The following is a 14,064-nucleotide window of genomic DNA, read 5'->3' on the forward strand; positions in this document are numbered from 1 at the left end:
AGGCGTTCCCGCAAATGATCAGGCGTGGCGCATTGCAACTGCCTGGCGCTGAGAAATGAATTCGGAAAAGGTATCGAGCAATATACGGGCGCGAAACGGCTTGAGGATGACCCTGGTCACTTTTCGATGCCGCAGCTCCTGCAAGAGAACGGCATCGCAATGTTCGACCAAAACCGCAAGCGGCATGTCTCGGCATGATGGCTCGCTGCTCTCACGTATGTCATCGAGGAGACTGAAATCGTATTGCGCATATCGGCGCTCGCCGAAGTCCAGCGCGATGACCGCGCCATGGTACGTGCGTTCGCCAAGCATGCGGCAGGCCGCCGCCTGGCTGGCGGCTTCGTGGATGTGCGCAATTCCCAAGGTACGCGCGGTGAGCGCGACGGTGCGCCGAAGCAGAGGGTCCTTTTCCACCAGCAGCATGGAGTGCGGAAGTGCGGAGGCCGACGCTGATCGAGCAGGTACGGAATGCTCTCTGCGTCCTGCAATGGCCGGTGCATTCATGGCATGACCTCTGGCATCTTTCCCGGCGAGAGGATTTCGGTAACGACGAGATCGCGCAGTGCGGAAAGAATCGACAGATCCGTCGAGTCGAGATGTCGTACCTTGGTATCGATCAGGCAGAGAGTGCCGATCGCCTGCCCCTCCGGCAAGATCAACGGCGCCCCGGCATAGAAGCGGATAAAGGGGTCGTCCAGAACCAGCGGGTTATCCACAAAACGTTCGTCAACCCGCGCATCCGGCACCACAAGCACTTTGTCACAGTGAATCGCATGCCCGCAAAATGAAATCTCCCGCGGCGTTTCGCAAAGGCCGACTCCAATCTTGGATTTGAACCACTGCCGGTTTTCATCAATGAGAGACAAGAGTACCACCGGAACATCAAACTCGGCCGCGGCAAATTCGACAATACGGTCAAAGCGCTCTTCGGGCGGCGTGTCAAGAAGCAGTAATGCGTGCAGCGCTTCGAGACGCTGTTGCTCGTTGGCGGGTATTGGAGCAGGTTCCATATGAGCAGGGAGTTGCATTTCAGTTTATCGCAAGCAACTTTACTGCATTATCCAAACCGCCGGCAAGCAGTGGTTGAAAATCCGGCGTAGTTGCAGGTTACGCAATAAAAAGTGGTTATGCTGCGTCCTGCTAAATCCCGCCGAATATCGCCCATAGCCGGGATATCTCATCCCCTGCTTCCTAACGGCAAAGGCAGGGCGCCCGCGTCGGCTCCGACCGCGTCCGTCTCCCGGGAAAGCTTGTGCCCCTTCGCCAGCTCAACCATCAACTCGTCCGCAATGACTTGCATGAGCTTGAGTTCGCGCGGACTTAATGTGCGTGGCCGCAGATCGATCACGCAGAGTGATCCAATGACATGGCCGGATTTCGTGCGCAGCGGTACACCGGCGTAGAAGCGCATCCCGTTTTCGCGCAAAAGAGGATTTTGCGAGAAGCGCGGATCGCGGGCCGTATCCTCGACCACGAGCGGAGCATTGGCGGCCACGACATAATTGCATACGGAAGTTTCCCGCGTCCCTTGCCGTGACTTTTCAAGTTCCTGCGGCAATCCCCATGCCCCCTTCCACAGTTGAAGGCTTTCGTCGATCAGCGATACCATCCCGATCGGCATGTCCATGGCATCGGCCACCGTATGCGCGACACGGTCCAGATGGGCGCTGTTGTCGGGATCAAGCGCGCCGCTCGATTGCAATGCGTGCAATCGAGCCTCTTCCTCCGCAGGAACAGGTACCGGGGGCAGGTCCGCGGGCGCGACAGCCTGCCCGACGATGTCCTCGATGATGTGCGCGGCGGCCTCGATGCTTGTTGTGGCAGAGTCGGCACCCACGTCCGTGGCAAGTTTTTCCGATGTGCCGGCTTCCGGTGCGAGGTTCCAGGCGCCGACCACAATCTTAAGACGGCGCGACCGCGGCCTCAGCCGGCGGCAGACGAAACGTGCGTAGGCTTTGGGCGTCGGATTGAGATAGGAAAGGCACACCACTTCGACGCCTGCCAGATCCAGACCGCCGATATTGTCCAGGCTGATGGCGGCCGAGGGAATGACACGAGCCCCTATGCCGCGCCCCTCAAGCACATGGCCCAGCAGCGTGGCGGCCGCGAAGTCAAGTTCGCCTCGGCCGGCGACACACAAAACGGGCGTGCCCAGCCACTGTATCGGATGCTTGCCCTCCTCCTCCAGCCTGCGCAATTCAAAGTCATGCAAATCCGCGACGACCGCGCGGATTCCATCGGCAACGTTCTTGCGATCGTCCTTGCTGGCGCCCCGCTCCCGTGCATTCTCCGCAAGCCGCAATGCGGGCAAGGCCACCTTGTCGTAGAACGTCAGCAGGGAATCTCCGGCGACCTCTTCTTCCGCAATGTCGATAGCTTCTTCGACATTGCCTGCCAGTAGACGCTGATAGATGCGCTCATCCGCGGACAGCACCGGGTCGCTTCCGAGAAGCACATCGATGAAGGCCAGTTGCGGAACGTAACGGCCCATCACGACGAAACAGACGGTCAGCGGAGTTGCGAGAATCAGCCCGACCGGCCCCCACAGCAGGGTCCAGAAAATCGCCGACAGGATCACCGCCATTGGCGTCATGCCGGTACTCGAACCGTAAAGCCAGGGCTCAATCACGTTGTTGCTGACCAGTTCCAGCACAAGGATCAGCGCACCGGTCCACAGCAGCATGTTCCAGCCCGGGTCGACTGCGAACGCCAGCATCATGGGAAAAATCCCGGCGATCACCGGCCCGAGATAGGGAATGAAGCGCAGCAGCGTCGCCAGCAGCGCCCAGAGAAAAGCCCCAGGTACGCCGATCAGGTACAAGCCGATGCCAAGCGGTATGCCGTACGTTGCATTCACGACCAGTTGCATCAATAGATAACGGCTCACGCGGCTGGCGGCTTCACTCAGTGCTTCCGTGGTGCGATGCAGGTCGGTGCCGGCCAACCGGATGAAACGGTCCCGCAGATCGCTAGGCGCAAGCAGCACGAAGAAGATGAAGACAATCACCAGGCCGGCCGTGCTGACTGGGCCCATCAGCGACCCGGCGATGCTTTGCAGGGTTTCCAGCGGATGCTGTTCGCCTGACTCGATGCGGACCGGCATGGGTTGCGTCTTTGGCGCGTTCGATGCACTGTCCCGGGTGCGCGGCGTGGTTCCGGCCACTTCCGATAATTCCTTGCCGAGCGCCTGGATGACAGCCGAGGTACGGTCGATCGCACTGCCCCCCGGCGCCGCTGATCGGATGGAGCGTATCTTCTTTTGCATTGTCTTCTGGTAGGTCGGCAGGTTTTCCGAAAGCGCTACCACCTGGCTTCCCACCAGAACGGAGACTCCGGCAACCAGGGCCACCGCGCCGCTGACCACGAAGACGACGGCTGCAGTGCGCGGCATGCGTACGCGCCTCAGCCACGCGACCGGAGGCGCCAGCATGAAGCTCAGCAGGATGGCGAGCGCGAACGGTACGAAGATATCGCGCCCCACGTACAGCACGCCAATGCTGAGCACGACAACAAGGGCGGTGCTGATGTTAATGCCTGGGTTTGTGGAATTGTCGGACACGGATAGGGAGCAGAGACGAGTGCAATGCCAATGTGAGAGATCGGAACGGCGACCGCTGCCGCCACATGCCCTTACGGACATACTCGCAAATTAGGTTCCGGAACGGAGAAAGTGTTCCGGTGCGGCTGACTCGATCATTGTGATTGCGCAACTTACGGCGTTACGCGACTGCATCAGGCACCTAGCCTTTGCAATGTCGATCCGCACGGCAACTCGAACAACGCGTTGAAAAAAGAGGGATTGCAATGCATCCCTGGCATTTACAGCCAGGAAACGCATTGCATGAGTGCAGCTCCCCGCTGAGCCCCTATGAGGTTCTATGAGCCGATGACTCTGCAGCTTCCCGATCTGCCCAGCAGATGCCGCACTTCGCTAGCCAGCGTGCCGAACAGTTTTTCCGCGAAGCCGGCTTGCGGTGCCTTGCCCATGATGATGCGGTCGCACTTCGTTTCCGTCGCAAAGCGAACGATGGTTTCGGCGGTCCGCCCGGTTTCGATATGCGTCAGGTAAGGCACATCTGCCTTGTCCAGTGCTGCCGCGACCGGAGCCAGTTCCGCCTTGCCTGCGTCAAGATGAATTTGCCGCAGTTCTCCACAATCGAAGAATTCAGCGACATGAAGCGATAAAGGCACCTGCACGCTAAGCAGATGAACCTGCACGGACGTCTCGCCGTAGTAGATGGCGATTGCTTCCGCCGCCGCGCTGCGCAATTGAGCCGGACTGCTGTGGATACTGACGGGAACAAGTATTTTTTTCATGGTGATTTCTTGCTCATGGATGCACGCTGCGTTCGGGCACAGGCGGCAAGGTTCAGCCCATCTCGTTGAGAGGTGCCTTGGCCGCGTTCCGGCGCTGCAACCACTTGCCGAGCGCGATGACGAGCAAAGCGCAGAGCATCGGCGGGACGAGGTGCAGGTTATGGTGCGCCGCGGCCCAGCCGTCGATGGCGGGATCGGAGAATGCCATCTCGCCGGCTACCCAGCCGAGCAGCGCCGCGCCTGCGGTGATGATGACGGGGAAGCGGGTCATCAGCTTGAGGATGATGGTACTGCCGTAAATGATGAGCGGAATACTTACCCCCAGGCCGACGACCAGCAGGAAGACGTTGCCTTTGGCGGCTGCGGCGACACCGATCACATTGTCAAGGCTCATGACCAGGTCCGCGATGATGATGGTCTTGATCGCGGCTGCCAGGTTCGAATGTCCCTCCAGCTCTTCTTCATCATCCTCGCCCTTGAGCAGATTGACGCCGATCCACAGCAGCAGCGCGGCACCGGCCAGCTTGAGATAGGGAAGCGACAACAGATAGACCGCGAAGAACGTCAGCACGATACGCAGCACGATCGCGCCGACGCTGCCGAACAGAATGGCTTTCTTTTGCTGCGACGACGGAAGCGAACGCGAGGCAAGTGCAATGACAACGGCATTGTCCCCGCTCAGCACGATATTGATCAGAATGATCTGGGACAGGGCAAGCCAGAATTCCGGCGCGGCCAGCATGGACATCGGTTATCTCCTTGATGATTTCCTGAAGACCGGGCCGGTCTTCGATTGCCGTCAAGGATACGGGGATGGCCTGTCGCCTTCCTTTCGCCCGCCTTACGCCATGCTGTCTCTATCCTTACGCCAGGCTTACGATGGAGTGCCGGGCAGGCCTGTGCTTCCCGAAGGGGGAAAGAAAACGGTGAAGGCATTGCCGACTCCGTCATTGTCTTCTTCCAGCGTGATGCTGGCATGATGCAAGGCTGCGATCTCACTGACGATGGCAAGACCCAGCCCGCTCCCGTCCGCATGGCTACCGAGCAGACGATGAAAGCGCTCGAAAATACGGCTACGTTCCTCCACCGGTATGCGGGGTCCGTCATCGCTGATGGACAGGACGTGCTGCGCGCCGCGTCGAACATGCACGGTGACTCTGCCGCCGTCCTGGCTGTAACGCACCGCGTTGTCGATCAGGTTGTTGATCAATTCCCTCAGCCGATGCGTATCACCATCGATCATGATCCTTCCGTCCGCGCCTTCAAATCCGAGATCGATTTGGCGCTTCAGAGCTTCGGGTACCCATTCCATCGTGATCTCAAGAGCCAGCGCATGCAGATCAAGCGGCTGGAGCTTGACGCTGTCGACCGCCCCGGGCTCGTTGCGCGCCAATGAGAGCAATTGCCCGACCAGGCGCGATAACCGGTCGGCGCTGACATACAGCTGGGCGACCGAACGCTGAAGCTTGCCGCTATCGGTTTCGCGAAGGGCCAGCTCGATCTGGGCTTTCATGCCGGCAACGGGTGTCTTGAGCTGATGAGCCGCATCGGCAATGAAACGGTTCTGGAAACCCAGGGTGGCGTCGAGCCGCTGGAGCAGTCCGTTCACCTCCGCCACCAGTGGCCTAACCTCGCCAGGAACATCGCGGTCGTCAACAGGGCTGAGATCCAGATGCGAGCGATTCGATACCGCCCGCTTGAGCGTCTGCAGCGGCTTGAGTCCCTGGCGAACGCCTACACACACCGCAATGGTGGCCAGCACAATCAGGAGCAATTGCGGAACAAGTACGCTGGCACGGATCTCCGTTGCCAGCCGCTGGCGCTTGTTGATTGTTTCCCCGACCTGTACCAGCATCTGGACAGGTTTGCCGCCCTCGGTGAATGCCATGCGCGCAGCCACCATTCTGACATCCATGCCATGGAGCGTGTCATCGTAAAAGACGACGCTTTGGTGCCCTGCGACGGCGGTGTCCGGCGGCCGGATGGCGGCATCGCCGCCTACTTCCCTGCCGTCATCCAACGAAACCTTGTAGAAGAGCCGGTCGTCCTGATCCATCATCAGCACTCTTTCCGTGGCAGGCGGAAGATCGATGCGGGGACGGCCTCCTTCATGCCGCACATGCAGGAAAACCTCGCGCGCAATTTCATGCAGTGCGCGGTCATAAGCCTGATTTGCGAAGCTGACGGAGGTGGCGTAAGTAACGAGCGAGTCAAGAAGCAGCAGGGCAAGCAGCGGACCGAGCAGCCATGTCAGCAGTTTCCGTTGAAGCGCCGGATCATGCCGAGGCATCGGTGCGTTCCAGCAGATAGCCCATGCCGCGTATGGTACGTATGCGGCAGCCGAAAGGCTCCAGCTTTTTGCGTACGCGATAGACATAGACCTCCATCGCATTGGGGCCGACCTCGTCGCCCCAGCCATACAGATGATTCACCATGTGTTCCTTGCTGACCACCCGCCCCTCCCGCATCAGAAGCAGCTCGAACAGGGCCAGTTCGCGCGCGGAAAGCTCGATCGGCTGCTCATCGCAATAGAGGCGGCGCCCTCCCGAATCGAGACGCAGTCGGCCATGATGAAGGTCCGGCGCGGAATTCCCATTCCCCCGGCGCAGCAGTGCACGCACGCGAGCTTCCAGTTCAGGCAAATCGAATGGCTTGGTGAGGTAGTCGTCGGCGCCCAGATCCAATCCCTTGACCCGATCAGCCAGTGCATCCAGCGCGGTGAGAATCAACACCGGCACCTGCGATTTGCGGGAGCGAAGACGCCGCAGCAGGTCAAAGCCGCTCATGCCCGGAAGGCCGACATCCAGAACCACCAGATCGTAGGCATGAACCGCCAAGGCATGCTCTGCCTGCAGGCCGTCAGCTACGAGATCCACCGCATAGGCGGACTGCACCAGTGCGCGGAACAGTGCATCGGCCAGTATTTCATCATCTTCGGCGAGCAGGATACGCATTGCTTTTATGTAGTGAGCACAGTGGCAGAGATAGCCTGAATTCTAACCGAGGAAACATAACGGATCGCCATGCGTGGCCTGTATTCCTTGTGGGCCCGTTTATCGGCCCGCCTAACTGGAGCGGATGCAGATGAAGATACGGTTGCCTCGGCCTGCTGGGGACATGGCAGCGTTGTTCGTCGCTGGTGTGTGCCGCCGCGGGCGCTCCTCCCGCCTTGACCCCCATCCCAAGGCAAACCAATTCTTGATACACCCACCCGCAATCCGCTCTAGCGGGGAATTGGAAATTGGTTGGTCAACTGTCGACAAGACGGGAATCATGCCGATAGCGCGGCAAAATGCACAAGGCCTCGGCATTGCTGTGCTTTTTCCCTTGTCTCGACACGATTTCGCGCCATTTGGCTTCAACCAATTTTCAACTTCCTCCACTACGCAGAAGAACCATGTGAAAACGGGCGAGAAGCTTACGCTCTCGCCCGTCTGTACTGCTGTGTGTGGTGCGGCTGGCAGGAATCGAACCCACGACCCCTTGGTTCGTAGCCAAGTACTCTATCCAGCTGAGCTACAGCCGCGAAGGACTCGCATCATAGCGCAAAGACAATTGCTTTTCCAGTCCTTTCTGCATCTTTCCTCACATTCTTTTCAAATTCGGTGTTGTTGGACCACCGACCGGGTGCCCTGATCTTCTGGCTTCGTCTTCCTTCATCCAACTTGGAAACCTGCCCCCTTTAAGCTTGAGAAATTTCAAAGAAGTATTGAAGTACGATTTTTCCTACGTGCAAAGCCAGAAGATTCCGATTCTCCAAAGGCGCGGGCTTCGATATATTTCTTGCAACGCGGCGGTCGCCGCAGTTTTTCTACGCAATCCATAACATTGATAAGGAGGCTGGGATGAGCGATGAAGCCGATGTCGCCAACGACAATATTGAACGCAACCGCATGGCAGCAATTGAAGCCTGTCGTCGGCAGCCAACCTTGCCGGCCAAAGGCAGTTGCTGGTTTTGCGACGAAGCACTTCCTCCAAGCCACAAGTTCTGTGACAGCGACTGCGCAAGCGACTATGAACTGGAACAAGCTGCATGGGCACGCGCCGGACGTCACCGGGGACCAGGGGAAATTCACGCCGAGCAGTAAGCAAGGGCTGGCGGAAGATACATTGCATCCAAGTCTGGTCCGCTGACAAAAGTAACGAATACTACCGGCCGTCACTGCGGCAAAGGCGGCCGGTAATTCGAGTTACTTCAATGTCGGCAACATGCGCCCAACCAATTCGAGGCGGCCGTCCCGTCCCATTTTCGTCACCAACATCTCCCCAGCCGACAACGACTCTCCAGTCAATGCCTGTATGTTTTGCTGATGAGTCACCAGCACGAGGTTGCCTTTCAAGCCTGAGCGCGGGATCACGCGCATGGCATCGGCGGTCCTGTCCGCGGCACGCTTGCTATCTTCATTGAAGATGGAATCGAGCATGGACATGGTCTTCACGCCCTCGAAGGCAATCAACGCCGTGTCGATGCAACGGCACCAGCGACTCGACCATACCTCCTCGACAGGAATTGCCTTATCGCGGAACAGTTTGCCTATTTGCCTTGCATCATCACGACCTTGTGCTGACAGATTGCGCTGCGTGCTGCAATCTCCCAGTGCGAAGCTCGATGGATCCCCTACTCCAGGCACCGTGACTGCGTGACGCATCAGGATGACATGTCCGCCCTGCCGCAGCTTGGGCCAAAGCGCCTGATCGGCGAGCGCAGCCGCTCCATGCAACGACAGCGTTGCGAACAAGGCAACCATGGAAACAAAACGGAACATCCTATCGGACACCGGCGTCATTGCAATCTCCATCATCTTTTTGTCTGCGTGATCATTTTCAGACTGCATGCGGAATGCCAACCTCTTTGTCAATCTCAAAGTGCCAAGAAGACACGATCCGCCGCGAGTCCGGAAACCTTGGCGTTCAACAGCCTGCAAGCATCCATTCATCTTGTTGCTTGCGCGAATTTCCATAAACATGGGATTGCGGAGTGGCGTCGTTGCGGTTAGCTTCTCATACACTGGGATTAATGCTTACTAAAATAATATGTACGGCTTCGAACTTTGTCGACAATATCAGGATGCCATCAACAAGGGCAACCTCGAACAGATAATGACGCTCTTTGCGGAGAATGCCAGCGTCAGTGCTCCACTGACAGGGCGGTCAACGGCACGCAAGTTCCATGAATGGCTCTTTGGCACGACCAAGGAAACGATCACGCGGTTGCGTTGCGTTTTTCAGTCCTTAGACAATAATGCCTCACTCGCCATGCAGCTGCATTACACATGGATTCTTAATAATGGCAAGACGCTCGAATTCGACGGAGTGATGATTTTTGAATTTTCGGCCGATCGCAAAACGATCTCCAAACTCACTATCATTTATGATACCGAGCCGATCCGAACCCATGTTTCGCAGCATGCTCTTGCCGCTATCCGCTGATGGCGCTCCACCTGGCAACCAAAATTGACGGTCTCCACGGCCAATCGAGCTGACTACAGCGATCCTGCTCGCTGCAATGTTGCCATACTGCCATCTATTGTTACATTGAGTAACATTCTAGCGTCAACTATCCTTTTGATAAGGACGTTTCCTGTCAAGCAAGCAGTTCTTTTACCGGCACATCGGAAAGAACAGAGGTCATTCTCAGCCGTCCTGTACTGATAACACAGCCAGAGACCGCGGGCTGACCAGTCTTAAATTGAGCGGAGACGAATATGGAACACAGCAGGGTCAAAGAGCAGTTGGCACGTGTTGAACAATCGATCGGTGTCGCGAAGGAAATGTGCGAACGACATATGGACGGACGTGTCCAGACCTACCTGAAGAGCCTCAACCGTGATTCAGCCCACCTCCGCGTCATGCTGGACAATGGGCAAGCCGCATCCCGTCTGGGTGACTATCTCGAGCATCTCAAGGCAACAGGCGCATTGCTGATGCGCACCTGCGAACAGCCGCGCCATAAAGATACCCGTCACGCACTTGAACAATTGCATGATGAATTGTTCATGCTCGAGCAATACCTCCAGTAAAATACCTGCCGGGACACTCCGGCAATAAATTCCTTTTCTTTTCCTGTCGCATGGCATGCCATGATGAGCCGTTATGCGACAGCGGACTGCTGCTCGGAGTTATGTCTGGGAGCGTATAGCTTGTGCTATGCGCTGACGGGTATGTCGGGCAACGCAGGAACGAATCCCCATCGCACCGCAACTTGCCAGATGCAGTGCGATGAGCATCGATTCAAATTCTCTTCCCGTACGCTCATTGCCCAAAGCCGGTGTGCCGTTTTATCAATAAATGAACACGCCCACCTGAGCTTTGTCATAACTCCCTTGCCCGATTACTGGATAATAGCGGTCCGCTGGATTTTTATGCCTTCGTCGTGCCGGGTTCCGGCACGCTTTATTTTTTGGAAGCAGATATTGAAGACAACACGAAACAAACGCTGGGATGGCAAGATTGACAACCTTCCAGTCGAATACTTGAATGGCGTACTGGAAAAAATGCAAGCCTACGGCGGCCGCGTTCAGTTTTCCCACGTCGCTGGCGGCCCTCAACCCGCTTACCAGGTTATCAATGACCTTGGCAAAACCATGGCGTTCGACCGCAATCACCATTTGCTCACGGTGCAAGGTGAAGAGTTCACCGGTCCCAATGCGACAGCGATCATGAGCGTTGATCAGGTACAAAGGCTGATCAGCGGCATTGGTTCTACATCACGTACGGGAGCGCGAGGGGTCCGGGTTGCGCGGAAAGCAGCCGGTGGTGGCGAAACCAAGACTGCGAAAGCACGCCAGATGGACATGTATGCCGCTCAGCGTTACGAATATTTCAGGAACAACAGGCAATCCCTGCCGCCGACGATTACCGAACATACCGAAGAAATCACCGAATTGATGACGAAGGGGAAATCGGTCGAAGAAGCATTTGGCGAAATCGTGAGCAAGTATTACAGCTAACCTGGATGTCGAAGGTTTCGAAGAGGTTTCCGGGCTTCAGACAGCAAGTCCCGCATTAAGAAGCGCGCCCGCAATCGACGGGCGCGCCCTCCCATTTCTGGTCTTGGTCCTGGCAAGACGTTTTACTTCAGGGGATTCAGCACTCCGACGGCCGAGGACAATGCGCTTGGCAGGATCAAGCTGATCGTCCTGTTCCAGTTGGCCAGCGGTGTGGCCGCGACATAGACCACATCCTTGGGAGACAGCTCGAATCCCTCCGCCATGGCCATCGCTCCAGCCCCACGGCCATCAAGCTGATAGACCACCTGATCGGGCCCGTTCTTCCGAATCACGTAAATCTGGCTGCCGTCACCGGACAATGGATTGACGCCACCGGATTCTCCAAGCGCCTCATTCAGCGTCAAACGTCCGTTATACATGGTCAGGGCGCGCGGGCTGACCACTTCCCCCGAAACGAAGACCTTGCTTTCATCACGCGACCTGACACGTACCACGTCCCCGTCGGCAAGGAGTATGCTGCCGGGATTGACGCCACGCTGAACCAGTTGCGGCAGATTGATCTGATAGTTCGTTCCCCCACGATTGATCACGATCTGGCTCTGGTCGCCGGTGGGCATGACGCCACCAGCGCGATTGAGTGCCTCCACCAGGGTCATCGGGATGTCATTGATTGACTGCAGGCCGGGGCTCTTCACCTCGCCGTCTACATAGACCCTCTTGCTGCGGAACGCCTGGACACGCAATGTCACCTTTGGCTGCCGAAGGTATTTCGAAAGCTTGCCGGCCAGCAGGTTGCGCGCCTGTTCCTGAGTCAGTCCGGCGACCTTGATCGCACCCGCATAGGGAAACTGGATCTCGCCCTGATGATCGACCATAAAGCCGGCAGGAGGGGCGGTCGTCGCGAAGGTTGAAGCGTCAGCGCCTGCGCCGGCCTGCATGCCGACGGCGGTAGTCGCACTGTTGGACAATTCGGGGTGATCCCAGACAACAATGGAAAGCACATCGCCGCTATCAATCGTGTACGCCGCCGGTTTACCGAGAAGCTTGCCAATATCCTGGCTCACCTGCTTCTCCCGCAGCGCGTTTTCCATCTTTACCAGTTGCGGAGTGATTGGCTTGAGGACTGCATTGGTCATTTCCGCACCGGAGGCGCTCGTGCCGCCGGCATCTGAAGAACCCTGCGCGCCTTGGAAATGCATGCCAGGCGCGACCGATGCGCACCCAGGCAAGAGCCATGGCGCCGATAGAATCATCACGAGCGTTGTCACTGGTTTTCTGGCATGGCGCAGCATAGTAGTTTCCTGTCCTTTACATGATGATGACACGTATCGCGGTGACATCCTTTGTCGCAAGCGGCTTGCCGCATCGGTTTCGAAGACCCGGCTTGCGGCACCGCAGTCCGGTCGAATCGAAGCGGCGTGGTGTCCGTGAACGTCGCCCTTGCTTTGCCGCTGCTGCCATCAATGGACCCGATGGCCTCAAGCGCCGTAGCGTTACCGTGCATACCATCCCGAAACAAGCCGGCAGGTCGCGTTCGGGACAGGAGAGCACGATGTTTCACGAGTCCATATGCTTTTTCGACATTCAACGCCGCGTACATCCACTCTAAAATGGCGGCAACATGACGTGTTGAGAGCGATCAATTTCCCAAGCATGCAGCGCAGGTCTCACCGGTACTCAATGGCATTGCGCGAACGGGCTTCCTGCACCGGCTGAAATTGCGGAGTTCGTTCCTCATGCCATGGATGCAAAGCGCCCCAAATTGAAGAAGATGCGCTATATTTCGCCACTCAATTGCCATGCGTGGCTTTTCTAACAAAAGGGAGGATGAATGAACAAGAGTGAGATCGTCGACAAGATCGCTGCAGACCATGAACTGACAAAAGTAAAGGCGAAGGAAATCGTCGAACAGGTGTTCGGCTTTGTCGGCACCGACTTGAAGAAAGAAGGCCGTTTTTCCTTCCCGGACTTGGGCACCTTTACCGTCACACAGCGCGCAGCCCGCACGGGCCGCAATCCGGCTACAGGTGAAGCCATCAAGATCAAGGCATCCAAGAACGTGCGCTTCAAGGCCGCTCCCGCACTCAAGGATCTGGTCGCGAAAGTCAAGGTCAAGTAATTGACTCGGGGCGGCGTTGCGCCGCTCCTCGTTCCTCCCCGCTTCCGCCTGTTCTGGCGGCATTCAGCTGATCAATTTGATTCAGGATCGGCACAGACAGATCCATCCGAACCGAGCTGTGCAGCATGTCCCTGCCCGGCATCTACCCATGCGTACACTCTGCCGGCGAAGGCTAGCATGAAGCAGCGTGAAGTTCGTGGCGCGCAGAATCCACCTCCGCAAGTCGGACCAGTTCTTGATCCAGCAACATATCCCGTCATTCGCAGCATGCGCGCGCTGGCATCGAACCGCGTGCTTTCTCATGTGGAACAAGCACCGCTCATTACGGTCTATCCGTTTCATGATTTTTTACGCGCATGGAGCGGCAATGAAGTGGTACTACAGATGGAGGCTGCGCCGGGTTCGCGCAGAAATCGCCGCCTTGGAAGAAGCGACGCGGGCAAAACTGATCGACAATTACACGCATCATTCAAGATTGCGCATCCTTCAACGGATCGCGCAACGTCTTCAGGAAAGGCTGGATCCGACGGCGGAGAAAACCGTTCCCGACAAGCGCCAGGACGAATAGTCGATTCGGCGGAGAACCATTGATCTTATCCCCAACGGCAAAAACGCGGCTCACATGCCGCGTTTTTGCTTGATGCGCGTTCGTACGCTTAAGTACGCGTTCGTACGCTC

Annotated in this window: 15 protein-coding genes and 1 tRNA gene; 6 read left to right on the forward strand and 10 right to left on the reverse strand. The window is 57.4% G+C overall.

Going from position 1 to position 14,064, the window contains the following annotated elements; genetic code table 11:
- Positions 1 to 18 precede the first annotated feature (18 nt).
- The 8 genes from FH061_RS19805 to FH061_RS19840 all read right to left on the reverse strand — a co-directional run bounded on the left by FH061_RS19805 (position 19) and on the right by FH061_RS19840 (position 7,843).
- Positions 19 to 504: a response regulator gene (locus FH061_RS19805; RefSeq protein ID WP_225984743.1), complete on the reverse strand. Its 486-nt coding sequence runs from the start codon at positions 502 to 504 to the stop codon at positions 19 to 21.
- On the reverse strand, positions 501 to 1,028 hold the full coding sequence (locus tag FH061_RS19810; RefSeq protein ID WP_404822485.1) for a GAF domain-containing protein: 528 nt from the start codon (positions 1,026 to 1,028) through the stop codon (positions 501 to 503). Before FH061_RS19810 ends, FH061_RS19805 begins: the two co-directional genes overlap by 4 nt.
- A gap of 149 nt (positions 1,029 to 1,177) precedes the next feature.
- Positions 1,178 to 3,559 (reverse strand): AI-2E family transporter, encoded by a 2,382-nt coding sequence (locus FH061_RS19815; protein WP_225984744.1) that lies wholly within the window; start codon positions 3,557 to 3,559, stop codon positions 1,178 to 1,180.
- Between the two features lie 317 nt (positions 3,560 to 3,876).
- Entirely contained in the window at positions 3,877 to 4,317 is a 441-nt protein-coding gene (locus FH061_RS19820) for a universal stress protein (protein ID WP_151637567.1), read from the reverse strand.
- 52 nt (positions 4,318 to 4,369) lie between these two features.
- On the reverse strand, positions 4,370 to 5,065 hold the full coding sequence (locus FH061_RS19825) for a TerC family protein (RefSeq protein ID WP_151637568.1): 696 nt from the start codon (positions 5,063 to 5,065) through the stop codon (positions 4,370 to 4,372).
- 126 nt (positions 5,066 to 5,191) lie between these two features.
- Entirely contained in the window at positions 5,192 to 6,607 is a 1,416-nt protein-coding gene (locus tag FH061_RS19830) for a sensor histidine kinase (RefSeq protein ID WP_151637569.1), read from the reverse strand.
- Positions 6,594 to 7,271 carry a response regulator gene (locus tag FH061_RS19835; RefSeq protein WP_151637570.1) on the reverse strand — a complete coding sequence of 226 codons (678 nt, stop codon included), beginning with the start codon at positions 7,269 to 7,271 and terminating at the stop codon, positions 6,594 to 6,596. Before FH061_RS19835 ends, FH061_RS19830 begins: the two co-directional genes overlap by 14 nt.
- A gap of 495 nt (positions 7,272 to 7,766) precedes the next feature.
- Positions 7,767 to 7,843: transfer RNA gene (locus FH061_RS19840), tRNA-Arg, on the reverse strand.
- A gap of 319 nt (positions 7,844 to 8,162) precedes the next feature.
- Here FH061_RS19840 and FH061_RS19845 point away from each other — a divergent pair.
- A complete protein-coding gene (locus FH061_RS19845) occupies positions 8,163 to 8,405 on the forward strand; it encodes a hypothetical protein (protein ID WP_151637571.1) in 243 nt (80 codons plus the stop codon).
- Between the two features lie 102 nt (positions 8,406 to 8,507).
- Here FH061_RS19845 and FH061_RS19850 read toward each other — a convergent pair whose 3' ends face one another.
- Positions 8,508 to 9,152, reverse strand: coding sequence for a histidine phosphatase family protein (locus tag FH061_RS19850; RefSeq protein ID WP_225984745.1), 645 nt, complete (start codon positions 9,150 to 9,152; stop codon positions 8,508 to 8,510).
- Between the two features lie 199 nt (positions 9,153 to 9,351).
- Here FH061_RS19850 and FH061_RS19855 point away from each other — a divergent pair, with 199 nt between their 5' ends.
- The 3 genes from FH061_RS19855 to FH061_RS31080 all read left to right on the forward strand — a co-directional run bounded on the left by FH061_RS19855 (position 9,352) and on the right by FH061_RS31080 (position 11,267).
- Positions 9,352 to 9,747 carry a nuclear transport factor 2 family protein gene (locus tag FH061_RS19855; protein ID WP_151637572.1) on the forward strand — a complete coding sequence of 132 codons (396 nt, stop codon included), beginning with the start codon at positions 9,352 to 9,354 and terminating at the stop codon, positions 9,745 to 9,747.
- Positions 9,748 to 10,022: 275 nt separating this feature from the next.
- A complete protein-coding gene (locus tag FH061_RS19860; RefSeq protein WP_151637573.1) occupies positions 10,023 to 10,337 on the forward strand; it encodes a hypothetical protein in 315 nt (104 codons plus the stop codon).
- A 60-nt stretch (positions 10,338 to 10,397) separates the two neighbouring features.
- Positions 10,398 to 11,267 (forward strand): hypothetical protein, encoded by an 870-nt coding sequence (locus FH061_RS31080; RefSeq protein WP_225984746.1) that lies wholly within the window; start codon positions 10,398 to 10,400, stop codon positions 11,265 to 11,267.
- A gap of 122 nt (positions 11,268 to 11,389) precedes the next feature.
- Here FH061_RS31080 and FH061_RS19870 read toward each other — a convergent pair whose 3' ends face one another.
- A complete protein-coding gene (locus FH061_RS19870; RefSeq protein WP_225984747.1) occupies positions 11,390 to 12,559 on the reverse strand; it encodes a polysaccharide biosynthesis/export family protein in 1,170 nt (389 codons plus the stop codon).
- A 539-nt stretch (positions 12,560 to 13,098) separates the two neighbouring features.
- On the opposite strand from FH061_RS19870, the gene FH061_RS19875 reads away from it, so the two are divergent.
- Together FH061_RS19875 and FH061_RS19880 are read left to right on the forward strand one after the other, a co-directional pair.
- Positions 13,099 to 13,386 carry an HU family DNA-binding protein gene (locus tag FH061_RS19875; RefSeq protein WP_151637574.1) on the forward strand — a complete coding sequence of 96 codons (288 nt, stop codon included), beginning with the start codon at positions 13,099 to 13,101 and terminating at the stop codon, positions 13,384 to 13,386.
- 177 nt (positions 13,387 to 13,563) lie between these two features.
- Positions 13,564 to 13,977 (forward strand): hypothetical protein, encoded by a 414-nt coding sequence (locus tag FH061_RS19880; protein ID WP_151637575.1) that lies wholly within the window; start codon positions 13,564 to 13,566, stop codon positions 13,975 to 13,977.
- Positions 13,978 to 14,064 lie beyond the last annotated feature (87 nt).

The sequence above is a fragment of the Noviherbaspirillum aerium genome (genome assembly GCF_008929045.1).
GTDB lineage: Bacteria > Pseudomonadota > Gammaproteobacteria > Burkholderiales > Burkholderiaceae_D > Noviherbaspirillum > Noviherbaspirillum aerium.